This window comes from Duganella aquatilis (genome assembly GCF_009674565.1).
Taxonomy (GTDB): domain Bacteria; phylum Pseudomonadota; class Gammaproteobacteria; order Burkholderiales; family Burkholderiaceae_D; genus Rugamonas; species Rugamonas aquatilis.
The window spans coordinates 658,607-684,753 of record NZ_WKJL01000001.1 but is presented as its reverse complement, the minus strand read 5'-3'; the positions used below and the strand labels follow the sequence as shown (position 1 = coordinate 684,753).

The following is a 26,147-nucleotide window of genomic DNA, read 5'->3' as shown; positions in this document are numbered from 1 at the left end:
TTTTTCCCCGGCGAGCTTGCAATTATATAGTGCGCTACCTATACTGGGAACATGGAAACGCAAACACCCCCCAACTCCGCCGTCCCGCAGCTGGACCAGCAACTGTGCTTCGCCCTGTATTCGACTTCCCTGGCGATGAGCAAGCTGTACCGCAAACTGCTGCGCAGCCTCGGCCTGACCTACTCCCAGTACCTCGTGATGATGGTGCTGTGGGAGAAAAACGAACTGACCGTGTCGGAAGTGGGCGAACGCCTGTTCCTCGACTCGGCCACGCTGACGCCGCTGCTCAAGCGCATGGAAGCGGCCGAGCTGCTGACGCGCACCCGCGCCGCCAACGACGAACGCCAGGTCATCATCAAGCTGACGCCGCACGGCGACGCCCTGCGCCACGAGGCGGCCAAGCTGCCGCCCTCCATCCTGCAAGCCACGCACTGCACGCTGGACCAGGTCGTGGGCATGAAACAACAGCTCGACGAACTGCGTTCCAGCCTGATGGCCTCCGCCGCTTAAGCCCATGACGACGCCTATTTTCACACCGCTGGCCGACGCCGTCGCGGCGCTGCGCGACGACGGCTACGCGCTGCTGCAACCGCAGGACGTGGCGGCGCTGGCCGGCCTGCCGCTGGCCGCGCTCGACGCCCTGATCCCCAGCTGGAACGGACTGGAACCGGACAAATACCTGAAGGACGGCGGCCGCTATCGCCGCCGCCGCCATTCCTGCTTCATCCAGGAAGGCAGCCACCTGGCGCAGACCCCGCACCGCGCGCACTGGCAGCCGTTGGAATACAACGCCCTGCACGGCGGCATGAACCGCCTGTTCGAGCCGGTGCTGCCGGCCACCGTCACGCAGCCGGCCTGGCCGGCGCTGATCACCGCCATCGGCCAGGTCTGCAGCCAGGCGCGCGGCACGGACGCGCCGTGGTACGTGGAGGCGCACCAGTTCCGCATCGACACCACCGACGGCATCGGCCGCCCGACGCCGGAAGGCGCGCACCGTGACGGCGTCGATTTCGTCGCCGTGATCCTGATCGCGCGCGACGGCATCAAGGGCGGCGAAACCCGCGTGTTCGAGGCCGATGGCCCGAACGGCAAGCGCTTCACCATGACCGCGCCGTGGACCATGCTGCTGCTGGATGACGCAACTGTCATTCATGAATCCACTCCGATCCAGCCGCTGGGGCAACACGGCCACCGCGACACCCTGGTGCTGACCTGGCGCGCGCGCGCCTTCCAGGGACAGGAAACTTCCCCTTGAGGGGCTAATCCGATATAGTTTGTGCTGCTAACAAAACGCGCCAGGAGGGTTGTCTGTGGACACCAGTTACGAAATACAGCCCGATGAAATCGAAATACTGATTGTCGAAGACAGTCCCACCCAGGCCGAGCGTCTGCGCCGTCTGATCCAGTCGATGCGTTACGGCGCGCGCGTGGCGCCCAACGGCCGCCTGGCGCTGGAGGCCATCCGCGAACGCAAGCCGCACCTGGTGCTGTCCGACATCGTCATGCCCGAGATGGACGGCTACACGCTGTGCCGCGCCATCAAGGCCGACCCGGAACTGCGCGACATCCCGGTGATCCTGGTCACCTCGCTGATGGACCCGAAGGACATCATCCGCGGCATCGAATGCGGCGCCGATAACTTCATCCGCAAGCCGTACGCGGAAGACTATCTGCTGAACCGCATCGGCCACATGCTGATGAACCAGAAGCTGCGCAAGAACCAGAACATGGAGATCGGCATCGCCCTGTACCTGGGCGAGCAAAAGCACTTCATCAACGCCGACCGCCAGCAAATCCTCGACCTGCTGATCTCCACCTACGAACAGGCGGTGCAGGTCAATAGCGAATTGCAAGCGCGCGAGCGCCAGGTGATCGAACTGAATATGCGGCTGGCGCACCACGCCGGCGAGCTGGAAACCATCAACCGGGAAATCGCGCTGAAGAACCTGGAGCTGGCCGAAGCCAGCCGCATGAAGTCGGCCTTCATCGCCAACATGTCGCACGAGCTGCGCACGCCGCTGAACGCCATCATCGGCTTCACCGGCGCGCTGCTGATGAAGCTTCCCGGCCCGCTGACGCCGGAGCAGGACAAGCAGCTCAACACCATCCGCACCAGCGCGCGCCACCTGCTCTCGCTGATCAACGACATTCTCGACGTGGCCAAGATCGAAGCCGGCAAGGTCACGCTGGAACTGGAAACCGTGCAGTGCCAGGAAGTGGTCAAGGACGTGGTGGACACGCTGCGTCCGCTGGCCGTGCAAAAGAACCTGGCGCTGGAAATGGACCTGGCCGATCCCGCCATCGTGCTGGAAACCGACCGCCGCGCGCTGACGCAGATCCTGCTCAACCTGGGCAACAACGCCATCAAGTTCACCGAAACGGGCACCGTGCGCGTGACGCTGACGCAGCGCAACGCCGACGGCCAGACGCCGATGATCGAATTCTCGGTGGCCGACAGCGGCGCCGGCATCCGCGAGGAAGACCAGGCCAAGCTGTTCCAGGCCTTCTCGCAGCTGGATTCCACCTCGACCCGCCACGCCGAGGGCGCCGGCCTGGGCCTCTACCTGTGCCAGAACCTGGCCAACCTGATCGGCGGTTCGCTGTTCTTCAACAGCGATTTCGGCCACGGCAGCACCTTCACCCTGGCCCTGCCGGCCAAAAGCGGTGTTTGAGCTTTTTCGAAGATGACTAAAATAACAACGTAATTCTACGGTATTGCACTGCAACATAAAGAGGGGTATAGTTTGAACTGTCTCCTCCAATCCGTTCGCTGAACATTGGAATTCAACCCGCGCCACTGGCAGCGGGTTTTTTTTTGCCTGCGCATTTGCAATCGCATTTGCAATATTTACCGCCCGCCGACGTCTACATCTCCGCAACAGCCCGCACCGCTTGGCGCTGGCGGAAAAATCCACACTTCAACAAGGGAAAGCATGAGACTTTTTTTACGCGCGACGCCGTTGGCTGTCGCGGCGATGCTGAGCGCCTGCGCGGTGCAGGGACCGGCGGCGCATGTCGACCCGCTAGCGCCCCCGCAGTGGCAGGCGCCGTTGCCGCACAACGGCAGCCAGGCCGATCTCGCCACGTGGTGGCGCGGCCAGGCGGACGGCTTGCTGGTGCAGCTGATCGAGTCGGCGCAGTCGGCCAGTCCGACGGTGGCGTCGGCGGCGTCGCGCATTGCGCAGTCGCGCGCGGAGCGGGTGGCGGCCGGCGCCGCGCTGGCGCCCAACGTCGATGCGGCGGCCAGCGTCAACCGCTCCAACCAGCAGTCGGCGCTGCCGATGGGGACCACCTCGCAGGCGGCGCTGAATGCGTCGTGGGAGATCGACCTGTTCGGCGCCAACCGCGCGGCGCGCGATGCGGCGCAGGCGCGCCTGGAAAGCGCGCACGCCGGCTGGCATGATGCGCGCGTCTCGGTTGCGGCGGAGGTGGCAAACCAGTACTACGGCCTGCGCGCCTGCGAGCAGCTGCTGGCGGTGGCCAGGCAGGACGCGGTGTCGCGTGCCGACACCGCGCGCCTGACGGAGCTGAGCGCCACGGCGGGCTTCCAGTCGCCCGCCAGCCTGGCGCTGGCCCGCGCCAGCGCCGCCGACGGCAACAGCCGCTACATCGCCCAGCGCGCCGCCTGCGACGTTGATGTCAAAGTGCTGTCCGCGCTGACCGCCATCGCCGAGCCGGAACTGCGCCAGAAGCTTGGCACGGCCGTGCAGGCCGCCGCACCGGCAATCGCCATTCCCGTGCTGCCGGCGCAGACCTTGAGCCAGCGGCCGGACGTGTTCACCGCTGAACGCGAAGTGGCGGCCGCCAGCGCCGATGTCGGCAACGCCCAGGCGCAGCGCTATCCGCGCCTGACCTTGTCCGGTTCCGTCGGCGTGGCCAACTTCCGCGCCGCCGGCGACAGCACCAGCACCGACACCTGGACCATCGGCCCGGTCGCCATCTCGGTGCCCGTGTTCGACGCCGGCCGCCGCCGCGCCAACGTCGATTCCGCCAATGCGCGCTACGACGCCGCCGTCACCAGCTACCGCGCCACCGTGCGCCAGGCCGTCAGCGAAGTCGAACAGGCGCTGGTCAACCTGGACAGCACGGCAGCCCGCGCCGGCGACGCGCAAACCGCGTTGGACGGCTATCGCGCCAACTACACCGCCGTGGATGACCGCTACAGGAACGGCATGGCCAGCCTGTTCGAACTGGAAGACGCGCGCCGCACGCGCCTGGGCGCCGAGCAGACCGTCATCAACCTGCAGCGCGAACGCAGCGCCGCCTGGGTCGCCCTCTACCGCGCAGCCGGCGGCGGCTGGACCGCGCCGGCCACCGCGCTCGCCGCCGCCAACTAATCTCTCCGCCAAAATAATGAAAACCAAACTCAAACCACTCGCCTACCTTCTGGCAGCCGCTTTTGCCGTGGCAGCCGCCGGCATCTCCGCCTACTCCCAAGCCGCCGACGACAAAAAGCCGGAAGCGCCGAAAGCCGCGTTGACAGTCACCGTGACCAAACCGAGCGCCGCCAGCCTGCCGATCAAACTGGCCGCCAACGGCAACGTCGCCGCCTGGCAGGAAGCCAGCGTGTCCAGCGAATCGAATGGCCTGCGCCTGACCGAAGTGCGCGTCAACGTCGGCGACGTGGTCAAGGCCGGCGAAGTGCTGGCCGTGTTCTCCGCCGACACCGTCAACGCCGACCTGGCGCAAGCCCAGGCCGCGGTGCACGAAGCCGAAGCCAACGCCGCCGACGCAGCCGCCAACGCCGCCCGCGCCCGCACGCTGCAAAACTCCGGCGCCCTGAGCGCACAGCAGATCAGCCAATACAACACCGCCGAACAAACCGCCAACGCCCGCATCGCCTCCGCCAAGGCCGCGCTGGCGAGCCAGCAGCTGCGCCTGAAATACACCAGGGTGGTGGCGCCAGACAGCGGCGTCATCTCCGCCCGCACCGCCACCGTCGGCGCGGTCTCCGGCGCCGGCACGGAACTGTTCCGCATGATCCGCCAGGGCCGCCTCGAATGGCGCGCCGAAGTGGTCGCGGCCGACCTGCGCAACCTCAAGCCCGGCGTCAGCGCCGTGGTCAAAGCCGCCAACGGCAGCGAAGTCCCCGGCAAGGTGCGCATGATCGCGCCCACCGTCGATCCGCAAACCCGCTCCGCGCTGGTCTACGTCGACCTGCCGCAAAGCGCCGCCAGCCAGGACGCGCCGTTCAAGGCCGGCATGTTCGCCAGCGGCCAGTTCCAGCTTGGCGCGTCGGACGCCATGACCGTGCCGCAGCAGGCCATCGTCGTGCGCGACGGCTTCAGCTTCGTGTTCAGCCTCAACGCCGACAAACACGTCAGCCAGATCAAGGTGCAGCCGGGCCGCCGCCTGGGTGACCGCATCGAAGTGCTGGGTGGCCTGAAGACCGACACCCAGATCGTCGTGCGCGGCGCCGGCTTCCTCAACGACGGCGACCTGGTCAATGTCGTCGCCAACTAAGGACAGTCCATGAACTTCTCCGCCCTCTCCATCAGGAATCCGATCCCGGCGATCATGCTGTTTGCACTGCTGTCGCTGGCCGGCTTCCTGGCCTACAAGGCCAATCCGGTGCAGGACTTCCCGGACATCGAACTGCCCATCGTGACCGTCACCGCCACACTGGACGGCAGCGCGCCGGCGCAGCTGGAAACCGAAGTCACGCGCAAGATCGAAGACTCAGTCGCGACGCTGCAAGGCATCAAGAACATCTACTCCACCGTGCTCGATGGCGTCTCCACCACCACCGTCGAATTCATCCTGGAGAAGAACATCTCCGACGCGGTGAACGACGTGCGCGACGCCGTCGCCCGCGTCAAGGCCGACATGCCGGCCGAACTGCGCGACCCGAGCGTGACCAAGGCCACCACCGCCGGCCGCGTGGTGCTGACCTTCACCGCCGCCGCCTCGCAGGCGCCCGGTGAAAAGCCGGACAGCCAGGAACTGAGCTGGTTCGTCGACAACAACGTCGCCAAGCGCCTGCTGGCGGTGCCCGGCGTCGGCGCGGTCAAGCGTGTCGGCGGCGTGTACCGCGAAATCCGCGTGGAGCTGGACGACGCCCGCATGGCCGCACTGCGCGTATCGGCGCTGGACGTCTCGCGCCAACTGCGCCTGGTGCAGAAGGAAGCGCCCGGCGGACGCGGCGACATCAGCGGCGCCGAACAATCGGTGCGCACCATCGCCACCGTGAAGACGGCCGCCGAACTGGCCGCCATCGACCTGCCGCTGACCGACGGCCGCCGCGTGCGCCTGGACCAGGTGGCCACCGTCACCGACACCGTCTCCGAACCGCGCGCCGTGGCGCTGCAGGACGGCGTGCCGGTGATCGGCTTTGAAATCTTCCGCACCAAGGGCGCCAGCGAAATGGCGGTCGCCAAAGGCGCGCGCACCGCCATCGAGGAACTGCAGAAGAACAACCCGAAAGTCGAACTGAAACAGGTCATCGACAACGCCCACCCGGTCGAGGAAAACTTCGACGGCTCGATGGAACTGCTGTACGAAGGCGCCATCCTTGCCGTGCTGGTGGTGTGGTGGTTCCTGCGCGACTGGCGCGCCACGCTGGTCGCCGCCGCCGCGCTGCCGCTATCGGTGATGCCGGCCTTCCTCGGCATCTACCTGTTTGGCTACACGCTCAACACCGTCACCCTGCTGTCGCTGGCCCTGGTGGTCGGCGTGCTGGTGGACGACGCCATCGTTGAAATCGAAAACATCGAACGCCACCTGCGCATGGGTAAAACGCCGATGGAAGCGGCGCTCGAAGCGGCCGACGAAATCGGCATGGCGGTCATCGCCACCACCTTCGCGCTGGTTGCCGTGTTCCTGCCGACCGCCTTCATGAGCGGCATTCCCGGCCTGTTCTTCAAGCAGTTCGGCTGGACCGCCGTCATCGCCGTGCTGGCGTCGCTGGTGGTCGCCCGCCTGCTGACGCCGATGATGGCCGCCTACATCCTCAAGCCCACCGTGCAGCGCGAGGAAAAAGACGGCTGGCTGATGTCGCGCTACATCCGCGTCATGCGCTGGTGCCTGAAGAACCGCCTGGTGACGGCGATTGCCGCCGCCGTGTTCTTCGTTTGTTCGATCATGCTGGTCGGCCTGCTGCCGACCGGCTTTGTGCCGGCCGCAGACCGCGCGCAGACGCAGATCAACCTGGAACTGCCGCCCGGCTCCACGCTGGCCGAAACCAGCGTGGTGGCCGAACGCGCGCGCCAGGCGGCGATGCAGGTCAAGGGCATCAAGTCCGTATTCAGCTCCATCGGCGGCGGTTCCAGCGGCGACGCCTTCGCGCCCGGCGCCGCCGCCGAAGCGCGCAGCGCCGTGCTGACGCTGACCACCGTGCACCGCACCGACCGCAAGGAGTCGATGGCCGATCTGGAAGCCCTCATCCGCCACAAGCTGGACGCCATTCCCGGCGCCCGCTTCAAGGTCGGCCCGCCGGACAACGGCGTCAAGATGCAGCTGGTGCTGCGCAGCGAAGACCCGGTCGCACTGAAAGAAGCGGCACAAAAAGCCGAACGCGAACTGCGCACGCTGAAAGGCGTGGGCAACGTGCGCTCGACCGCGTCGCTGGTGCGTCCGGAGATCATCGTCACGCCGGACTTCGCCAGGGCGGCGGACCTGGGCGTGACCGCCAACGCCATCGGCCAGACCGTGCGCGTGGCCACCGCCGGCGACTACGACACCGACCTGACCAAGATGAACCTGCCGGAGCGCCAGGTGCCGATCCGCGTCAAGCTGCCGGACGCCGTGCGCGCCGACCTGGACGCCATCGGCCGCCTCACCGTGCCGGGCAAGAACGGCCCGGTGCTGCTGGCCACCGTGGCCGACATCACGATGGAAAGCGGCCCGGCGCAGATCAATCGCCTGAACCGCAGCCGCAACGTCACGCTGGAAGTGGAGCTGGGCAAGCGCGCGCTGGGGGAAGTCAACGCCGAGGCCCGTGCACTGCCGTCGCTGAAAAACCTGCCGCCGTCGGTGAAGATCGCGGAATTGGGCGACACGCAGGAGATGGCGTCGCTGTTCGCCAGCTTCGGCCTGGCGATGCTGATCGGCGTGTTGTGCATCTACTGCGTGCTGGTGCTGCTGTTCAAGGACTTCATGCAGCCGGCGACGATTCTGGCAGCGCTGCCGCTGTCGATCGGCGGCGCCTTCGTGGCGCTGCTGGTGACGCGCAGCGCGCTGTCGATGCCGTCGATGATCGGCCTGATCATGCTGATGGGTATCGTAACCAAGAATTCAATCTTGTTGGTTGATTATGCTATTCTGGCGCGCCAGGAAGGCATGGGGCGTTTCGAAGCGCTGGTCGATGCCTGCCACAAACGTAGCCGTCCGATCCTGATGACCACCATTGCGATGGGCGCGGGCATGATGCCGCTGGCCCTGGGCTGGGGCGCCGACCCGAGCTTCCGTTCACCGATGGCGATCACCGTGATTGGCGGCCTGATGACATCAACGCTGTTAAGCCTGCTGGTGGTGCCGGCCGTATTCACCTATGTGGACGACTTTGAGCACTGGCTGCAACGCATGCTGCGCAAGCTGCGCCGCCAACCGGCGGCCGGGCAGGACGATCAAGGAGACATGCATGAAGTACGAAATCAAAGAATTGCCTGAAGTGCGAGTGGCCTACCTGCGCTACAAGGGACCGTTCGGTCCTGCGGTGGGCGAGTTCTGGAAAGAGGTGTTCACGCCGTGGCAGAAGGCTTTCGGGCTGGTGGGCAAGGTGACGTATGGCGTGGCGCAGGACGATCCGCGCACCACGCCGGCCGCCGAATGCCGCTACGACGCCTGTGTGGAAGTGTCGGCCGACTATCCGATCCAGCCGCCGGCCAAGGAGACGCACCTGCCGGCTGGCCGCTACGCGGTGGCGCCGTTCGAAGGCACCGGCGCCGATGTGCCGGCGGCCTGGGGCGAGTTCTTCGGCCAGTTGCAGGCCGAAGGCAAGGCCGCCGAAGGCGTCTGCTTCGAGCGCTATCCGGCCGATTATGCGATGGATCCTGCCACCGGCGTCTTCACCGCGGAACTCTGCATCCCGGTCAAGGCCTAGTCCATCCCCCGCCCAGCACGCGGTACAGGTCTACCGAGGCGACCAGGATGCGCGTTTTGAGTTGCAGACGGCCGACGTCGGCGCTGTAGAGCGTGCGCTGGGCGTCCAGCTCTTCGAGGTAGGACGCGTAGCCGTTGCGGTAGCGGTTGTGGGCGATGCGCAGCGTTTCGGCCGCGGTGGCGCGGCGGGCGTCGTTCTGGATCGCCTGCTCGCGCAGGCGCACGATGGCGCCCAGGCCGTTTTCGGTTTCCGAGAACGCTGCGCGCACCGCGCTCTCATACGCGTAGATGGTCTGGTCGCGCTGCGCGGCCACCGAGTCGGTCTGGCTTTGTACGCGTCCGCCGTCGAATACCGGCGCGGCCACCGCACCGGTCAGGTGCCACAGCGCTGTCGGCGCATTCAGAAAATCATGCCACTTCAGATTTTGCACACCCCCCACCGCCGTCAGTTTGAAGGACGGCAGCAGCTGGTCGCGCGTCGCCTGTAGATTGGCGTTGATGGCGATCAGGTTGTATTCGGCGCGGGCGATGTCGGGCCGGCGGCGCAGCAGTTCGGACGGCAGGCCTTCCGGCACCGGCGGCGGCTGCAAGTCCGCCAGTTCGGCGCCGCGCGCAACCGGGCCGGGATTGCCGCCCGTGAGTATCGACAGCGCATTTTCCTGCTCGAAGATCTGACGCTTCAGCTGCGGCACCTGCTCGGCGGTGGTCTGGTACTCGGCCTGCGCCTGCAGCCACTCCAGCCGCGAACTGTAGCCGACGTCGAACTGGCGCTTGGCCAGCTTGGCCGATTCCTCGCGCAGCTTCAGCGTGGCTTCGGTCAGCGCCAGTTGCGCATCCAGTCCGCGCAGATTCAGGTAGCCCGACGCCACGGTGGCGGCGATCGACAGCGCCACCGCGTCGGAGTTGGCTTGCTCCGCCTGATAGGTGGCGGTGGCGGCGTCGGTCAGCGCGGCCAGCCTGCCCCACGCGTCGATTTCATAGCTGGCCTGGAATTCGGCCTGGTAGACATTGGTCACATACGGCACGCCGTTCCACGCCAGCTGGCGCGTGCGGGTCGGCGCGCTGTCGACCGAGACGTTGGGCTTCTGGTTCGCCTCCGCCACGCCGGTCAGCGCACGGTACTGCGCCACGCGGGCGCGGGCGACGCGCAGGTCGCCATTGCTTTGCAGGGCCTTGTCGACCAGCGCCGTCAGGGCCGGATCGCCGAAACTTTGCCACCATTGCTGCGCCACCGGCGCGCTGGACTGGCCCTCGACGGCGGTACGCCATGCGGCTGGAATCTGCACCGTCGATGCCGGCGGCGGCGCGACCGTCGCGGCGCAACCGGCCAGCATCAGCGCGGCCGCCACCGCAGCGGGCCTGCGCTTGAACGCTGCGCGCCAGGTCATGGCTTGGCTCCGTTCGCGTCTGCGACAGGCGCCTCCTGCGTCCGCGTCTTCACTGACGTATCGATGCTGACGATCACCGACATGCCCGGCGCCAGCCGGCGCGCATTGGCCTGCCCCTGATCGATGCGAATCCGCACCGGGATGCGCTGCGCGATCTTGACGAAGTTGCCGGTCGCATTATCGGCCGGCAGCACGCTGAATTCCGAACCGGTGGCCGGCGAAATGCGCTCCACCACGCCGGTCAGCTGCTTGCCATCCAGCGCATCCACCTTGAACGTGGCCGGCTGTCCCACCTGCACGCCGTTCATCTGCGTCTCTTTCAGGTTGGCGATCACCCACAGCTGCTTGGGCACCAATCCCATCAACTGCGCGCCGGTGTTCACATAGGCGCCCTTGCGCACCGTGACCTGGCCCAGCTGGCCGTCTTCCGGCGCCGTGATGCGCGTGTTATCCAGATCCACCTTGGCCGCCTTCAGCGCCGCTTCCGCGTTCGCCACCGCTGCCTCCAGCGACTGCTTGCTCACGGCCACCGACAGCACCTGCTGCCTGGCGATTTCCAGCTGCGCGCGCGCCTGCGCCACGGCGGCGGAAGTCTGCGCATTGGCGGCCTTGGACGAATCCTGCTCGCGCAGGGACAGCGAGCCGTCCGCCGCCAGCGAATCGACGCGCTTCAGATCCGCCACCGACTTGGACAGCTGCGCCTGCGCATTGGCCAGGGTGGCCTCGTTCAGCAGCACGCTCGACTCGGCCGAGCGGCGCGACTGCGCCCAGTTCTCCAGCGCCGCCTTCTGCGCCGCCAGCTGCGCCTGCGCCTGTTCGTAACGCTGCTGGTAGATACGGTCGTCGATCAGCGCCAGCACCTCGCCCTGCTTCACGTACTGGAAGTCCTGCACCTTGACGTCGACCACGTAGCCCGGCAGCTGCGTGCCGATCAGCGTCACCTGTCCGCGCACCAGCGCGTTCTCGGTCGACACCACGGCGCTGCTGAACGGCGGCAGCCGCCACGCGTACAGCACCACCAGCACGCCGATCAGGGCCACCAGCGAGAACAGGATGGCCGAAATGATCTGCCCGCGCCGGTCGGGCGCCGGTGCGGCTGGCGCCGATGCGGCGACTGCCGCCGCTGCGGCAGCCGCGGCCATCGCCGCCATGCGGCTGTCGGAGTGGGATGCGTTGTCTGGAGTATCGTTATTAGCCATGTGATTCAGCGGGATCCGGAATTGTTGAGAGAGACGTTGGTGATGCCTGCTTGCGCATTGGGCACCGACTTGGGAGTGTGGGTCACGCACGCCGTCCACAGATAATGGGTCAGCAAACCGGCCATGGTGAACAGCGCCAGCACGGTGATGGCCAGGAACACGTCGTTATAGGCGAGCACATTGGCCTCGCGCGTGGCGGCCGCGCTGAGTGAAGCCAGGCCGCCCGACTGAATCCGCGCCGCCACCAGCGGATCGAGCTGGGTCAGATGTTCGACCAGAATGCTGGAATGGTACTTCTCGCGCCACACCTGGAAAGTGCCGGTGATCGCCGTGCCAAGCAGGCTGCCCAGGGTTTGCGTAATGCTGAACATGACCGAGAAACTGACCAGGTTATTCGGCGCCGCGATCACCGCGCCAAAACCGGAAATAAACGTCGGCCCGACAAACAGCGCGCCGCCAAAGCCCAGCAGGAACTGGCTGACATACAGATCCTGCGGCCGCGTAAGGTTGGTGGAATCCGAATCCAGGTAGGCGCCCAGCGCCATCACCGCCAGCGAAAACAGCAGCTGGCCGGGAATGCGCGACGGTGCGATATACAGCGCGCTGACCACCATGCCGGCCACCGCGCCGATCATCACGATCCACCACAAGGTCAGCATCTGGTCGTTGTTCAGTCCCAGCGCCTGCAGAAAGCCCACCGTGCCGCTGGCCTCCGACTGCACCACGCGGATCAGCAGCACCGAGGTGGCCAGGCGCGCGATGTTGGGATTGATCAGCCAGCGCGTGTTGAGCAGCGGCCGCGCGCGGTTATGCTCGATCGCCAGCGCGGCGACAATCAGCGCAATCGCGCCGGCCAGCGCATAGCCCACCCAGGGCGTGTCCAGCCACCACACGGTGCGGCCCAGCGCCAGCACCGCCGACAGCAGCGCCACGCCGGGCGCGAACAGGCCGAAGGTGACGAAGTCCATTTTCTCGAACACCTTGATGCGGTCGCCCGGCGGCAGCTTGAGCCACAGAACGCACGCCAGCGACACCAGCGCCAGTCCCAGTTCGAAGAAGTACAGGCCGCGCCATTCGCCGAACTCCATCAGCTCCGACGAAAACAGCCGCGCCATCGGAATGGCCAGTTGCGAAAAGCCGACGCCAAGCACCGCCCCCTTGAGCCGGTGCTTGGCGGGGAAGGCCTGCAAGGTGTAGTACAGGCCCAGGGTGGTCAGCGCCGCGCCGCTCATGCCGTGCGCGGCACGCACCGCGATGGCCGATCCCAGGCCGTGCACGAACAGGTGCGCCACCGTGACCACCGCATACAGCACCAGGAACAGTTCAGTGAACAGTCGCAGCCCGTACTGCTGGCGGAATTTGACCAGCAACAGGTTCATCGAAACGTTGGCCATCACATAGGCGGCCGGCAGCCACTGGATCTCGGTGGTGAACACGCCGAGCGATCCTTGCAGGTAGGGCAGATTGACCGACACCAGCGCATTCCCAAGGCCGCCGGTGATGGCGACGATGAAACCGACAATCAGGAAGGCGACGCGCGTCCAGAATGGATGGTCCGGATTGGACGGCGATCCGGGCAGGACGGGACGCTCGTGCGGTTGCCAGGTTTGGGGGGCGTAAACGTCCATGCGTCAGGTGTCCTGATTCTTTCTTTTGGGGGGAGGAGACGAAAAGCATTAATGGCGAGCATATCACTATGCCCGCCATTGTTAAATACTTCGATGGTGATAAGCGCTTTTACAGGGGCGCCGCGTCTGTTTCACGCTGGAAGGGGCGATGCCCGGCCAGCGCTTCCTTGAACGCCGCCAGCGCGCCGTCCAGCGCACTGGCCTCCACCTGCCATTGCGCCAGGTCCGGCGAACCGTCCTGCATGGCCGCCGGAATGCCGGCTGCCTTCAGCAAGGCTTTCCCCGCGCCGACCGCCAGGATAGGCTTGCAGTGGCGGTACTGCTGGCGCACGAAATCGCGCGCGTCGGAATCGTCGGCCAGCATGGCGGCGCTGGTGGCGCCGTCGGCGATGATCACCGCGTCGTACAGCACCGCCGGCGCGGCCTCGATCGAGATCTCGATATCCAGGCGGCTGCCGTCAACCGCCGTCAGCTGGCCCAGTTGCGGCGCCACCACACGCGGCGTGGCGCCGGCGGCCAGCAGGTCGGCGTAGATGGCTTTCACGCCGTCCGCCTCGACACCATGGCCGGCCAGGATCGCCACCTTGCGCGTCTTGACGCCAAGCGCGCCGGGACGCGCCAGCAGCGACAGCGGCGGCGATGGCTCGTACTGTGGCGGCGGCGCATCGGTCGCCAGCGGCATCGGCGGCGGCAGGTCCATGCCCAGGCCCTGCGCCACGCCTTCGGCCAGGATAGGATCGACATTGGCCAGCATCGACAGCAACCGCACGCGGATGGCCGGCACCGTCACCCGGCTCAATTCGAAGCGGTAGGCGTTGACGATGTGCGCCTGCTCGGCCGGCGTCTGGCTGATCCAGAACAGGCGCGCCTGCGAGTAGTGGTCGGCGAACAGTTCCGGCTTGCCGCGCACCTTGTCCTCCGGCGGCTGCGGCATCTGGCTGCGCGCCGTGGTGAAGCCGGCCATGCCGGCCTGGAACGGACAGCCGCCGCCCAGCGAATTCGGCTCGTACGCCACGCGGCCGCGATGCACGGCCTGGCGGTGCATGCCGTCGCGCTGGTTGTTGTGCACCGGCGCCAGCGGCGCGTTGATCGGAATTTCGTGGAAGTTGGCGCCGCCCAGGCGGCTGATCTGCGTATCCAGGTAGGAGTGGATGCGCCCCTGCAGCAGCGGGTCGTTGGAGAAGTCGATGCCCGGCACGATGTGCGCGGTGCAGAAGGCCACCTGCTCGGTCTCGGCGAAGAAGTTGTCCGGGTTGCGGTTCAGCGTCATCTTGCCGACCACCTGCACCGGCACCAGTTCTTCCGGCACCAGCTTGGTCGCGTCCAGCACGTCGAACGGGAAGGACTCGGCCTGTTGCTCGGTGAAGATCTGCAGGCCCAGTTCCCATTCCGGATAGGCGCCCGCCTCGATGGCTTCCCACAGGTCGCGGCGGTGGAAGTCCGGATCGGCGCCGATGATCTTGGCCGCTTCGTCCCACACCAGCGAGTGCGTGCCGCCCACCGGCTGCCAGTGGAATTTGCAGAACACCGACTCGCCCTGCGCGTTCACCAGGCGGAAGGTGTGGACGCCGAAGCCCTGCATGGTGCGGTAGCTGCGCGGAATGGCGCGGTCGGACAGATGCCACATCAGCATGTGCGTCGATTCCGGCATCAGCGTGACGAAGTCCCAGAAGGTGTCGTGCGCGCTGGCCGCCTGCGGAATCGCGTTGTGCGGTTCCGGCTTGACCGAGTGGATCAGGTCCGGGAACTTCATCGCGTCCTGGATGAAGAACACCGGGATGTTGTTACCGACCAGATCCCAGTTGCCTTCGTCGGTGTAGAACTTGACGGCGAAGCCGCGCACATCGCGCACGGTGTCGGCCGAACCGCGCTCGCCGGCCACGGTGGAGAAGCGCACGAACACCGGCGTGCGTTTGCCGGCCGCCGCGAACGGCGCGGCGCGCGTGATGTCGCTCAGGTCCTGGTAGCTTTCGAAGTAGCCGTGCGCCGCCGAACCGCGCGCGTGCACCACGCGTTCCGGGATGCGTTCGTGGTCGAAGTGGGTGATTTTTTCGCGCAGGATGAAGTCTTCCAGCGCGGTCGGGCCGCGCAGGCCGACCTTCAGCGAATTCTGGTTGTCGGCAATCGGCACGCCCTGGTTGGTGGTCAGGCGCTGTTCGCCGGCGTCGGCGCGCACGCGGTCCAGGTCACCGGCCGGGCACACGCCCACCGGCGGCACGCCGCTGCCGGTCTTGGCCGAGGCGGAGGTTTCGCCGACGGTGCTGCCGGTAGCGGCCGGATGCGGCACGGGACAGGTCTGGCCGGCTTGCGGCGTGCGCGCGGCTTCGCCGTGCTCACCGGCCTTGTTGGCGTTGAACGGCATGTCGGCCGCCAGTTGCTGGCCGCCGGCGACCTTGGCCAGCAAGACCTGTTCCTGTGGGCTGGCGCCGCCCAGGCTGTCGGGCGGCGCGGCGTTGGAGGGTCCCGCGACGGTGCTCAATACGGAACCGGCCCCCATCACGGAGGCCGGCGATTTCTTGTTGGTTGCCATGGATATCCTTTGAACGAGACGAACGGCGCCCGGCGCGGGGCGCTGGCGGTCGTCCCGACAGTGATACCGCCCGGGCAGTGGGGATTACTTGCTGTTGCGCGAGCCCAGCAGTTTCGAGATGCCGTAGCCGGCGGCGGCAGCCACCAGGACCGAGATCACCGGGCTGGCGCGCACGTGGTTGCGGCTCGATTCGGCGAAGTTTTTGTACGATTCCACCACTTGCTTGCCGCGTGCGGCCAGGGTGTCGGAGGTGCTTTCCACGGTGTCGGCTACCTTGTCGACGCCGGTATGGGCCTGAGTGGCCAGACGGTCGGTGGCTGGCGGCACCTTGTCGGCCACTTTGTCGATGGCGGCATGAGCGTCGGCGCGCAGGTCCTTGCCGATCTGGGTGACGCCGTCGCGGGTGCTGTTGATTTTGGTGTCGATGGTGTTATCCATGATGAGATCCTCTCGTTGTGTGTGCAGGTTGGGAACTTCAACGATAGGCCGATCAACCACGCTTGACCGTGCGGGAGCTAACAATGTGCAAAATGGTCCGCTATGTGAAGTCACACACTGACGGGGCCGCCCGTGCAGGCGCATGCTACAGGTGAGCCATACCTACTTTGGAGAGCGGCAATGTTCCCTATCTCATCCCTGACGCCGTCGTCGCTGACGGAGTTGCAGCCAGTCAATCGCGCGGCGGAAGCTGCGGCGGTGAATGGCGCCACCATCAATGCGGTAGGGTCGGCGCTGGATGCGCCGCCGGCGGCTTCCGTGACCATCGACTTGTCGCCGGTGGCGAGCTTCCTGTTATCGGTGACCAATTCCCAGCAGCAGCTGTCCCAGCTTCAGGGCAACACCACGCTGGACAATGCGGCGCGGGCCGATACCCTCAACACGGCGGTGCAGAATGTGGTGGATGCCTTCAATCTGCTGCCGACGGTGGATTTCGACCAGGGCCAGCCGCAGCAGGCGTCGCTGCTGAACAATCTGGTCAACAGTTTGACGCAGCAGACCAATGACAGCGTCAATACGCAGGCGCAGAACCTGGCGCAGCTGGGCGTGACCTTGCAGCCGCCGCTGTTGTCGGATCTGACCGGCGGCCTGTCGCTGGAGCCGGAGCAATTGCGGGCGGCCTTCAACGCCAATAACCAGCAGACCACGTCGACGCTGGAAAATACGCTGACCACGTTCCGCAATCTGGCGACGGACTTTGCCGAGCAGTTGAGCGCGGCGGGCAGTTCGCAGATTCCCGGCCTGGGCACCAATCCCTTCCAGAGCCTGACGCCGGCCGAAGCGGCCGCCAACGCGCGGCTGAACGTGGCGCGTACCGAGATTAATAACCTGTCGCAGAATCCGCTGTCTGAAACGGCGGCGGACCGGCTGGCGGCGCAACGCGCCCAGCTGGAGCAGGCTGCCACCACGCAGCAGCCGGAGACGCCGTCGCCTATCGTCAACCAGCTGGCGTCGCAGCAGGCGCAGGCGAACGTACAGCAAGCCAATCTGCAACAGGCGCTGGTCGATCAGCAGGCGCAGGCGACGCAGCAAGCCAATCAAACGCTGGCCCAACAGCAGCTGCAAACGAATCAGCAAGCCGCCACGCAACAGCTTCAGGCCAACCAGACGGCGGCGCAACTGGCGCAAGCTGACCAGGCGGCGGAGGCGCAGCGTTCGCAATTGCTGCAAGCCTCTACTCAGCAAGCCAATCTGACGCAGGCGCAGCAGACACAAGCCGCGCTGAACCAGCAAACACAGCTCGACCAGGCGCGCGCCGCCGAGCAGGCGCAAGTCCAACAAGCGGCAACGCAAGTGCAGAACGCTCAGCAGGCGCAGGCCGCAGAGGTCTCGGCGCTGCAACAGACCGTGGCCGCCAACCAGGCCGCCACCCAGCGCGCACAGGAAGAAGCAGCAGCCCGCGCACAGGCGAATCAGGCGCAACAAGTCGGCGCCACGCAAACGGCCGCTCAACAGGCCAATGCGACGCAGACCGCAGCCCAGCAGCTGCAACAGGCCGGCGCCGCGCAAAACGCTGCGCAGCAGACCAACGCAACGCAAACGGCAGCGCAACAAGCCAACGCCACGCAAAATGCTCAGCAAACGCAGCAGGCCGCCGATGCGCAGGCGGCGCAGCAGCCTACCGCTGCCGAACAGGCACAGGCCGCCGCGCAGGCGCAGACCGCGCGTCAGCAGGCCACGGCCACCGTGACCACCGCCACCGCCGCCGCGCAACAAGCGCAGCAACGGTCGGTCGCCGCACAGAACGCCGTGCAGAACATCCCGACGTTGCCGCCCAACGCCACCGCCGCCCAGCAGGCGCAAACCGCGCAGGCGGCCGCAGCCCAGGTGGCGATCGCCAACGCCGCCGCGCAATCGGCGGCAGCGCAAGCCCAGGCCGCACAGAACGCCGCCGACGCCATGGCGGCCCAGAACGCGGCAGCCGTCGCGGCCGCCGCACAAGCACGTCTGGCGCAGAACAATGCCAGCACCGCCGATGCGGCCACCACCGCAGCCGATGTCGCCGCCCAGCAGGCCGCCGCCGTGCAGGACACCGCCGCCAGCCTGGCCGCCGCCAACGCCGCTGCCGCCAGCGCCGCGCAACAGGCAGCCGCAGCCTCCACCGCCGCACAGCAAGCCGCGGCGGCACAGGCGGCGGCCGAGCAGACCAACGCCGTCCAGGTTGCAGCCGCCCAGAACGCCGTCAACACGCCGGCCGACCTGCGCTCGAATCCGGCCCTGGCCGCCGCCATCGCCGCCTACAACGTCAACGACATTGCCGGCACCACAGCCAACGCCGCCCGCGCCGCTACCGCCGCCATCCCGCGCGTGGGCGCCGTCAACGCCACCACCGCCACCCGCGCCATCGGCAACGCACCATAACCTCGCCCCGGCCGCGCACCGTAGCCACGCGCTGCGGCGCGCCGGACCGGCTGGCAGGCCCATTCTCCGCCCCGGCCAAATTTAATTTTGAACGCCCGCCGTTTACAGCCCCAACTCGCACGATAATATTCTCCGTTTTTGGCGATAATCATCGCAACACACCCATCAGGAGATCGCATGAAATTGAAGCACACCGCCGCCGCCCTGGCGCTGCTGACCGCCTTTAGCGTCCACGCCCAGGACACCGTCGTCAAAATCGGCCATAGCGGCCCGCTGTCCGGCTCGCAGGCCTTTTCCGGCAAGGACAATGAAAACGGCGCCCGCCTGGCGGTGGAAGAGCTCAACGCCAAACCGATCACCGTCGCCGGCAAAAAGCTGAAATTCGAACTGCTGTCCGAAGACGACCAGGGCGATCCGAAAGCCGGCATGGCCGCCGCCCAGAAACTGATCGACGCCGGCGTCCACTACATCGTCGGCCCGTACAACTCGGGCGTCGCCATTCCCGCCTCGCGCGCCTACAACGATGCCGGCGCCCTGATCGCCACCGTCGCCACCAATCCCAAGCTGACGCAGCAAGGCTACAAGGGCCTGTACCGCGTCAACGCCAGCGACACCCAGCTGGGTTCGAAAATGGCGCTATACGCCGCCAATGAAATGAAACTGAAAACCGTCGCCGTGATCGACGACCGTACCGCCTTCGGCCAGGGCGTGGCGGAAGAATTCAAGAAGCAGGCCAAAGCCGCCGGCATGACCGTGGCCGGCCACGAATTCACCAACGACAAGGCGTTCGACTTCACCGCCATCCTGACCAAGCTGAAAACCAAGAACGTGCAGGCGATCTTCTTCGGTGGCTACGCACCGCAGGCGGCGCCGATGGCGCGCCAGATGAAACAGCTGGGCATCAACGCCAGGCTGCTGGGCGGAGACACCATCTGCACCGCCGAAATGGGCAAGCTGGGCGGCGACGCCGTCGGCGACAATGTGCTGTGCTCGCAAGGCGGCGCCATCCTCGACAAGGCCTCGGCCGGTCCGGCCTTCAAGGCCAAGTTCAAGGCCCGCTTCAAGCAGGACGCCGACGTCTACGCCGCCGCCTACTACGACGCCGTCATGATGTACGCACAGGCCATGCAAAAGGCCAACACCGTCGACGTGCCGAAAGTGCAGGCCGTGATCAGCGCCGGCGCCTACCAGGGCGTGGCCGGCAGCTACGCCTTCGACGCCAAGGGCGACATGAAGCAGTCGCCGGTCACCATCTTCACCTTCAAGGGTGGTCAGCCGGTTGCGCTGACGAGCTATTAAGCAGCGTAATCAGACTGTCGAAGGCTTGCCGGGCGCCCTGGCAAGCCTGCTCGATCTGCGCCGGCGTCACCACCGCGCCGCGCAGGGCAGCGAGAAATTGCTGCCAGCGCGGGCCGGGCGATCCCTCCCCGCGCAGATACGCCAGGGGATGCGGCGCCAGCCGCTCCGCCAGGCGCTTGTACAGCACCGCGCCGCCCAGCTGCGATCCCTCGATGACATAGGCCACGCCCCAGCGCCAGGCGGCGTCCTGCCGCGCCGTCCAGGCCTCGGGCGCCAGCAGCGGCGAGGCCGGCAGACAGGCCAGGGAAGGATGCGCCAGGTCGCTGCGGATCAGCGCCAGATAGTCGCGCGGCGGCAAGGCCAGACCATCATCCAGCGCCGATTGGATCGGCGCCAGCCACGCCTCCAGCAGATGCAGATGATCGCGGTAGGCGCGCAGGTCCGGCGCCTCGGCGGCCAGCGGCGTGCGCGTGTCCAGTTCCGCGTGGCGTTCTGCGGTGGCGCTCCGCAAGGCGGTCAAAACATCCAAAACATTCCCCTGACTCAATACCGAATAACGATTTTACACAAACCCGACACGCGCACGGTACGCTGCAAGACATTCAATCCCACCATGGTCAGGTAAAATTTACCCAACTTTAATTGCCTCGCCCCATGAACCATAACCAATCGCAAAACTGCTCCGTGCTGCTGATCGACGACGAAGCGATGGCCGAAGACCTGATCGGCTACCACATGTCGCACCAGGCCGGCATACGCCTGCGCTACGACAACCGCGCGGAACTGGCGGTGCAGCTGTGCCGGGAAACCGAAGCCACCGTGGTGCTGGTCGATCTGCGCATGCCGGGCGCGGATGGTTTCGATGTGATCCGCATGCTGCGCGCCACGCCGGACACCGAACAGGTGCCGATCATCCTGCTGTCGTCCGAGGACGGCGCCGACATCAAGGCGCGCGCCTTTTCAATGGGCGCCAACGACTACCTGGTCAAGTGGCCGGAAGCGCGCGAACTGGAAGCGCGCATCCGCTATCACAGCGCGGCCTACCAGGCGCGCCTTGAGCGCGACGCCGCCTTCCTCGAACTGCGCCAGCGCGAGGAAGAACTGCGCGCCAGCCAGGCCGCCCTGCACCAGTCGCAGAAGATGGAAGCGATCGGCCAGCTGACCGGCGGCGTCGCCCACGATTTCAACAACGTCCTGCAAATCATCGGCGGCAACCTGCAACTGGTGAAGATGATCGGCGGCGTCAACCAGCAAGGGCTGGCGCGCATCGACAACGCCTTGAACGGCGTCGAGCGCGGCGCCCGGCTGGCGGCCCACCTGCTGGCGTTCGCGCGCCGCCAGCCGCTGCAGAACGCGGTGGTGGCGCTGGCGCCGCTGCTGGCCAATATGGACGACATGCTGCGCCGCCTGCTCGGCCCGCGCGCGGTGGTGGTCACCGACATCGCGCCGCAGCTGTGGAACACCGAGGTCGATGTCGGCCAATTGAACAACGTGATGCTCAACCTGGCCATCAACGCGCGCGACGCCATGCACGGCGAAGGCACGCTGACCATCCGCGCGCGCAACGAGCCGGCCGGCGCGCCGCTGCCGGACAACCACGGCGACAGCACCTGCGACTACGTGCTGATCGAAATCGCCGACACCGGCGCCGGCATGCCGCAGGAAGTGCTGCAACGCGCCTTCGAACCGTTCTTCACCACCAAGCCGACCGGTCAGGGCACGGGCCTGGGCCTGAGCATGGCCTACGGCTTCGTCAAGCAGTCCGGCGGCGAGATCGCGCTGCAAAGCACGGAGGGCGAAGGCACCTGCGTGCTGATCTACCTGCCGCGCAGCCTGGCCGCCGCCTCGACGGATGCGCCGGCGCCGCTGCAGCCGCTCAGCGGCGGCGTCGAAACCATCCTGGTGGTGGAAGACGAGGAAGACGTGCGCAGCTCCACCGTCGACCTGCTGGCGGCGCTGGGCTACGAAGTATTAAGCAGCGAGGATGCCGAACAGGCGGCGCGCCTGATCGAAGAAGGCGCCCGCATCGACCTGCTGTTCACGGACGTGATCATGCCGGGCCGCGTCAGCAGCATGGAGTTGAGCGAACTGGTACGACGCAAGCTGCCGCAGGCGCAGATCCTGTTCACCTCCGGCTATGCGGAAGGGGTGCTGTCGCACGACGGCAAGCTGCCGGCCGGCGTGCACCTGCTGCACAAGCCCTACACGGCGGAGACGCTGAGCGCGCGCATCCGCCACCTGCTGAGGCAGCGCAGCGTCAATGCGGTTTGACGTAGCGGTGTGACCCTGGCGGCGGCTCGTTGAGCACCGCCCAGAAGATGCCCAGGTCGGCGATGGCGCGCACGAATTCGCCGAAGTCGACCGGCTTGACCACGTAGGCGTTGACGCCCAGTTCATAGCTGCGGATCAGATCCTGCTCTTCGCGCGAGGAGGTCAGCATCACCACCGGCATGCTTTTCAGCGTGGCCGAGCCGCGTATTTCCGCCAGCACTTCCAGGCCGTCGACCTTCGGCAGTTTCAAGTCCAGCAGCACCACGGCGGGATTGCCCTGCTCGCGCGCCGCGAATGCGCCGCGCGCATGCAGGTAGTCCAGCGCTTCGGCGCCGTCGCGCACCACGATCACTTCGTTGGCCAGCTGGCTGCGCTCCAGCGCGATCAGGGTCAGTTCCAGGTCGTTGGGGTTGTCTTCCACCAGCAGGATGGGCTTTAACATAGGGCGTCTCAATCAGTATCAGGATCAGGTATGGCAAACGAAAATGTCGCGCCCTCCCCTGGCACGGATTGGGCCCAGACACGGCCGCCATGGCGCTCGATGATACGGCGCACATTGGCCAGGCCGATGCCGGTGCCCTGGAAATCTTCCATGCGGTGCAGGCGCTGGAATACGCCGAACAATTTGTGCGCGTACTCCATATTGAAGCCGACGCCATTGTCGGCCACATGAAACACGGTCTCGCCAGGCAGCTTTTCGGCGCTGATGCGGATCACCGCCGGCTCGCTGTTGGCGGTGAATTTGACCGCGTTCGACAGCAGATTATACAAGGCCAGCTGCAAAAAAGCGGGATCGGCGATGACCTGTGGCAGCGGCGCCAGCTGCCAGTCGATACGCTGCGCGCCCGCCTCCGGCGCCAGTTTCTCGATGCAGCCGCGCACCATCTCGTCCATGCGGATGCGCACCGGCCGCAGCGCGGCGCGGCCCATCTGCGAAAAACTCAGCAGGTCGTCGACCAGCTTGCCGGCCAGGCGCGCCGCGTCCTTGATGTTGGCCAGGAAGCGCAGGCGCCGCTCCGGATTGTCGTTGCCGGCGGTTTCCATCAGCAGGTCGGAAAAGCCGACGATGTGGCGCAGCGGCGCGCGCAGGTCGTGCGACACCGAATACGAAAACGCCTCCAGCTCCTTGTTGGCGCGGCCCAGCTCCTCGGCCAGGTCGGCCATCTGTTCGGCGCGTTCCAGCGCGATGCCCAGCAGCGCAGTACGGAACTCCAGCGTCAGTTCGATTTCGCCGTCGCGCCACGGCGCGCTGCGGCCGTGCACCGTCTCGCGCCACGCGGCAAAGCTGGTGCGCGGCGACAGCTGGCCGTTGGTGGACTGCTTGCCGTCCGGACGGCCGGCCCAGTCGATCTGCACCACGTGCTCGGGCCGGAACCACAGCAGGTAGTGCTGGTGGATGCGCGAGATCTGCATCGCCAGCAGGCCGCTGGCGCAGTCGGTGTAGTCCTCGGCCGGCGCATGCTGCGCCGACAGGTGGGCGCTGTGGAACACCTCCTCATGCACGCCGGCGCCCAGCCAGTCGGCCAGTTCGCGGATCTGGTCGTCGGACGGCGTGTCGCCGAAGGAAATCAGGCGGTCGTCGATGACGATGGCGACGCCGCCGGCGCGCGCGAAGTGCAGCAGCTCGGGCAGCACGCTGCGCAGGTTTTCGATGAAGTCCGCGCCCTGCGTCAGGCCGCCGAGGATGCGCACCATCGAGCGCCGCACCTCCAGCCGGAATTGCAGTTCGTCGGCGTCGCTGCGGTTCTTGATGTGCAGCGCCAGGATCTGCCCCACCTGCTCGCACACGGTGCGCTGGTGGAAGCTGAGGCGGCGCGCTTCGGCGTGGTGGCAGGAGATCAGTCCCCACAGCTTGCCGCGCACCACCAGCGACACCGACATCGACGCCATCGTGCCCATGTTGCGCATGTATTGCAGGTGCACCGGCGACACGCTGCGCAGCGCCGCGAACGACAGGTCGTTGGCCTGGCCGCTGCGCGGATTCCGCGGCGGCACCAGGCCGGCCGGGACGTAGTTGGCGTCCTGGATGATGCGCACCCGGTTGGCCACATACAGCTCGCGCGCCTGGCGCGGAATGTCGCTGGCCGGGAAGCGCTGGCCCAGGTAGCTGTCGTAGCCGTCGGCCAGGCATTCGGCCAGCACGTTGCCGTGGCCTTCGTCGTCGAACGAGTACACCAGCACCCGGCCAAAGCCGGTCAGCGCGCGGATCTCGGCGGCAGCCAGCCTGCTCAGCTCCTCGATGGAATCGGCGTCGCTGATCTTGTTGAGGAATTCGCCAAGCAGCGGATACAGCTGCTGCATATCGGCGCCATGGCTGCTGCTGGCCGGCTCGAATTCCAGGATCTGCAGGCCGTCCCACGCATGTCCCAGCACGTCGAACGGCTCGCCGCCCTGGCTGATGGTGGACAGGTAGGCCGGGCGTTCGCGCAGCCGGCCCGCTTCCAGCTGCGGCGCCAGCACCTCGGCGCCGCGCTCGCCGATCACGTCGGCCAGCGCCCGGCCGATCGCCAGCCGCGGTTCCATGCCGGTGAACTGCGCCAGGTTGTCGCTGACCTGCACCACCGTCAACTGGCCGTCCAGCGCCAGCAGAAAACCGTGCGGCTGCACCGCGCCCGGCGTGCGGATCGGTTCACGATCGCAGCTGGCGATATCGAGGTCGGTGCGGTCCTGGGGCATGGCTTGGGCAGAAAAATCCTAAGTTATCAGGCCTGCATCATATCAAGTTCCGCCGCCGGCTGCCGCACAGATCAGGACAGCGGCAATTCCCAGTAGCCGACATCGATCCAGCGGTCGAACTTGCGCCCGACTTCCCTGAAATGGGCGACCTTGACGAAGCCCAGGCTTTCGTGCAGCGCCACGCTGGCCGGATTGGGCTGGGCGATGCCGCCGATCGCCATGTGGATCTCGCGCCGGCGCAGTTCCGCCAGCAGTTCGCGGTACAAGGCGCTGCCGATGCCCCGGCCGCCCTGCCCCTGCTCGACGTAGACGCTGGTCTCGGCCGAGAAGCGGTAGGCGCTGCGCACGCGCCACTTGGTGGCGTAGGCGTAGCCGATGATGCGGCCCTGCGCCTCGTGCACCAGCCATGGCAGCGTGGCGGTGACGTCGCCGATGCGCTGCGCCATCTCCTGCGCCGTCACCGCGCGCTCCTCGAAGCTGATGGTGGTGGTGGCGATGTAATGGTTGTAGATGGCGGCGATGGCGCTGGCGTCATCCGGCGTGGCGGCGCGTATCATCAGTTGTCCTGCGCCGTCTTCAGCGTGGCGAACACCGGCGACGACACCGGGCCGAGGTCCGGCAGCGGCATGGTGGCGATGGCCCTGGCCTCGTCGTCCGGCAGGCCGATGCCGTGCAGGATGATGGCCAGCATGGCCTCGACGTGATGCAGGCCGCCGCCGTCGCCCTGCGCCAGCATGGTCTCGATGCCGTAGAACACCGAGCCGAGTATCATGTCGCGCACCACCGGCGCGCTGCCGGCGCGCAGGCGGCCGCTTGCCAGGCCCAGTTCCAGGTCGCGCAGCAGGTAGCGGTCCATGCGGCGGCCGCGCACCGCGTGCGCCGGGCCGATGCGCGTGAGGAAGGCGCCCCACACCGGATAGCGCAGCGCGAAATGCACGTACAGCCGGGTGCCGACGCAGAAGCGCGCGGCCGGATCGGCGTAGCGCAGCACCTGCGGATCGACCATGCCCAGCACCTCTTCGTTCAGCTCTTCGGTCACCGCCGCCAGCAGTTCGTGGGTGGTCTTGAAGTAGTTGTAGAAGGTGCCGCGCGCGACGCCCGCGGCGGCGATAAAGTCGTCGACCACCGGCGCGTCCGGACCGAGGCGCGCGAACACGCCGATGGCGCTGCGGATCAGCAGCGCCCTGGTACGCTCGCGCCGCTCGATGCCGACGCGCTTCTGGTGGGTTTTTTCGGGAGTAGCGGCGATTTCATTCAT

General features: G+C 66.8%; 20 protein-coding genes. 10 read left to right on the top strand and 10 right to left on the bottom strand.

The window, feature by feature from the left end; all coding sequences use genetic code 11:
- Window positions 1-51 precede the first annotated feature (51 nt).
- The 7 genes from GJ698_RS03190 (at window position 52) to GJ698_RS03160 (ending at window position 9,040) form a co-directional block, all read left to right on the top strand.
- Window positions 52-510: a MarR family winged helix-turn-helix transcriptional regulator gene (locus GJ698_RS03190; RefSeq protein ID WP_154356115.1), complete on the top strand. Its 459-nt coding sequence runs from the start codon at window positions 52-54 to the stop codon at window positions 508-510.
- A gap of 4 nt (window positions 511-514) precedes the next feature.
- Window positions 515-1,255, top strand: a complete 741-nt coding sequence (locus GJ698_RS03185) for a 2OG-Fe dioxygenase family protein (RefSeq protein ID WP_154356114.1) — start codon at window positions 515-517, stop codon at window positions 1,253-1,255.
- Between the two features lie 55 nt (window positions 1,256-1,310).
- Entirely contained in the window at window positions 1,311-2,672 is a 1,362-nt protein-coding gene (locus GJ698_RS03180) for a hybrid sensor histidine kinase/response regulator (protein ID WP_371865110.1), read from the top strand.
- A 261-nt stretch (window positions 2,673-2,933) separates the two neighbouring features.
- Window positions 2,934-4,337: an efflux transporter outer membrane subunit gene (locus GJ698_RS03175; protein ID WP_229259804.1), complete on the top strand. Its 1,404-nt coding sequence runs from the start codon at window positions 2,934-2,936 to the stop codon at window positions 4,335-4,337.
- Window positions 4,338-4,353: 16 nt separating this feature from the next.
- Complete coding sequence (locus tag GJ698_RS03170; RefSeq protein WP_154356112.1) at window positions 4,354-5,463, top strand: efflux RND transporter periplasmic adaptor subunit; 1,110 nt, start codon at window positions 4,354-4,356, stop codon at window positions 5,461-5,463.
- 9 nt (window positions 5,464-5,472) lie between these two features.
- Window positions 5,473-8,607, top strand: a complete 3,135-nt coding sequence (locus tag GJ698_RS03165) for an efflux RND transporter permease subunit (RefSeq protein ID WP_154356111.1) — start codon at window positions 5,473-5,475, stop codon at window positions 8,605-8,607.
- Entirely contained in the window at window positions 8,579-9,040 is a 462-nt protein-coding gene (locus GJ698_RS03160; protein WP_154356110.1) for an AraC family transcriptional regulator, read from the top strand. Before GJ698_RS03165 ends, GJ698_RS03160 begins: the two co-directional genes overlap by 29 nt.
- Here GJ698_RS03160 and GJ698_RS03155 read toward each other — a convergent pair.
- The 5 genes from GJ698_RS03155 to GJ698_RS03135 form a co-directional block, all read right to left on the bottom strand.
- Window positions 9,030-10,427: an efflux transporter outer membrane subunit gene (locus tag GJ698_RS03155; RefSeq protein ID WP_154356109.1), complete on the bottom strand. Its 1,398-nt coding sequence runs from the start codon at window positions 10,425-10,427 to the stop codon at window positions 9,030-9,032. The two genes, GJ698_RS03160 and GJ698_RS03155, sit on opposite strands and share 11 nt — an antisense overlap.
- Window positions 10,424-11,626 (bottom strand): HlyD family secretion protein, encoded by a 1,203-nt coding sequence (locus tag GJ698_RS03150; protein ID WP_154356108.1) that lies wholly within the window; start codon window positions 11,624-11,626, stop codon window positions 10,424-10,426. Before GJ698_RS03150 ends, GJ698_RS03155 begins: the two co-directional genes overlap by 4 nt.
- 5 nt (window positions 11,627-11,631) lie before the next feature.
- The gene (locus GJ698_RS03145; RefSeq protein ID WP_154356107.1) at window positions 11,632-13,254 is read right to left on the bottom strand and encodes an MFS transporter; all 1,623 of its coding nucleotides are present in this window, start codon (window positions 13,252-13,254) and stop codon (window positions 11,632-11,634) included.
- 109 nt (window positions 13,255-13,363) lie between these two features.
- Complete coding sequence (locus GJ698_RS03140) at window positions 13,364-15,784, bottom strand: catalase (RefSeq protein WP_154356106.1); 2,421 nt, start codon at window positions 15,782-15,784, stop codon at window positions 13,364-13,366.
- Window positions 15,785-15,868: 84 nt separating this feature from the next.
- Window positions 15,869-16,222, bottom strand: coding sequence for a hypothetical protein (locus GJ698_RS03135; RefSeq protein WP_154356105.1), 354 nt, complete (start codon window positions 16,220-16,222; stop codon window positions 15,869-15,871).
- Between the two features lie 180 nt (window positions 16,223-16,402).
- On the opposite strand from GJ698_RS03135, the gene GJ698_RS03130 reads away from it, so the two are divergent.
- Both GJ698_RS03130 and GJ698_RS03125 read left to right on the top strand, forming a co-directional pair.
- Window positions 16,403-18,643 (top strand): hypothetical protein, encoded by a 2,241-nt coding sequence (locus tag GJ698_RS03130; protein ID WP_154356104.1) that lies wholly within the window; start codon window positions 16,403-16,405, stop codon window positions 18,641-18,643.
- Window positions 18,644-18,820: 177 nt separating this feature from the next.
- Window positions 18,821-19,942 (top strand): branched-chain amino acid ABC transporter substrate-binding protein, encoded by a 1,122-nt coding sequence (locus GJ698_RS03125; RefSeq protein WP_154356103.1) that lies wholly within the window; start codon window positions 18,821-18,823, stop codon window positions 19,940-19,942.
- Here the strand turns inward: GJ698_RS03125 and GJ698_RS03120 are convergent.
- Window positions 19,905-20,471, bottom strand: coding sequence for a biliverdin-producing heme oxygenase (locus GJ698_RS03120; RefSeq protein WP_229259803.1), 567 nt, complete (start codon window positions 20,469-20,471; stop codon window positions 19,905-19,907). The genes GJ698_RS03125 and GJ698_RS03120 overlap by 38 nt on opposite strands.
- Before the next feature lie 125 nt (window positions 20,472-20,596).
- Between GJ698_RS03120 and GJ698_RS03115 the strand changes: the two genes are divergently transcribed.
- Window positions 20,597-22,213, top strand: coding sequence for a response regulator (locus tag GJ698_RS03115; protein ID WP_154356101.1), 1,617 nt, complete (start codon window positions 20,597-20,599; stop codon window positions 22,211-22,213).
- Here the strand turns inward: GJ698_RS03115 and GJ698_RS03110 are convergent.
- The 4 genes from GJ698_RS03110 to GJ698_RS03095 all read right to left on the bottom strand — a co-directional run bounded on the left by GJ698_RS03110 (window position 22,200) and on the right by GJ698_RS03095 (window position 26,147).
- The gene (locus GJ698_RS03110) at window positions 22,200-22,655 is read right to left on the bottom strand and encodes a response regulator (protein WP_154356100.1); all 456 of its coding nucleotides are present in this window, start codon (window positions 22,653-22,655) and stop codon (window positions 22,200-22,202) included. The genes GJ698_RS03115 and GJ698_RS03110 overlap by 14 nt on opposite strands.
- 8 nt (window positions 22,656-22,663) lie before the next feature.
- Window positions 22,664-24,889 carry an ATP-binding protein gene (locus GJ698_RS03105; protein WP_154356099.1) on the bottom strand — a complete coding sequence of 742 codons (2,226 nt, stop codon included), beginning with the start codon at window positions 24,887-24,889 and terminating at the stop codon, window positions 22,664-22,666.
- 71 nt (window positions 24,890-24,960) lie between these two features.
- Window positions 24,961-25,446 carry an arsinothricin resistance N-acetyltransferase ArsN1 family B gene (locus tag GJ698_RS03100; RefSeq protein ID WP_154356098.1) on the bottom strand — a complete coding sequence of 162 codons (486 nt, stop codon included), beginning with the start codon at window positions 25,444-25,446 and terminating at the stop codon, window positions 24,961-24,963.
- Complete coding sequence (locus tag GJ698_RS03095; RefSeq protein WP_154356097.1) at window positions 25,446-26,147, bottom strand: TetR/AcrR family transcriptional regulator; 702 nt, start codon at window positions 26,145-26,147, stop codon at window positions 25,446-25,448. Before GJ698_RS03095 ends, GJ698_RS03100 begins: the two co-directional genes overlap by 1 nt.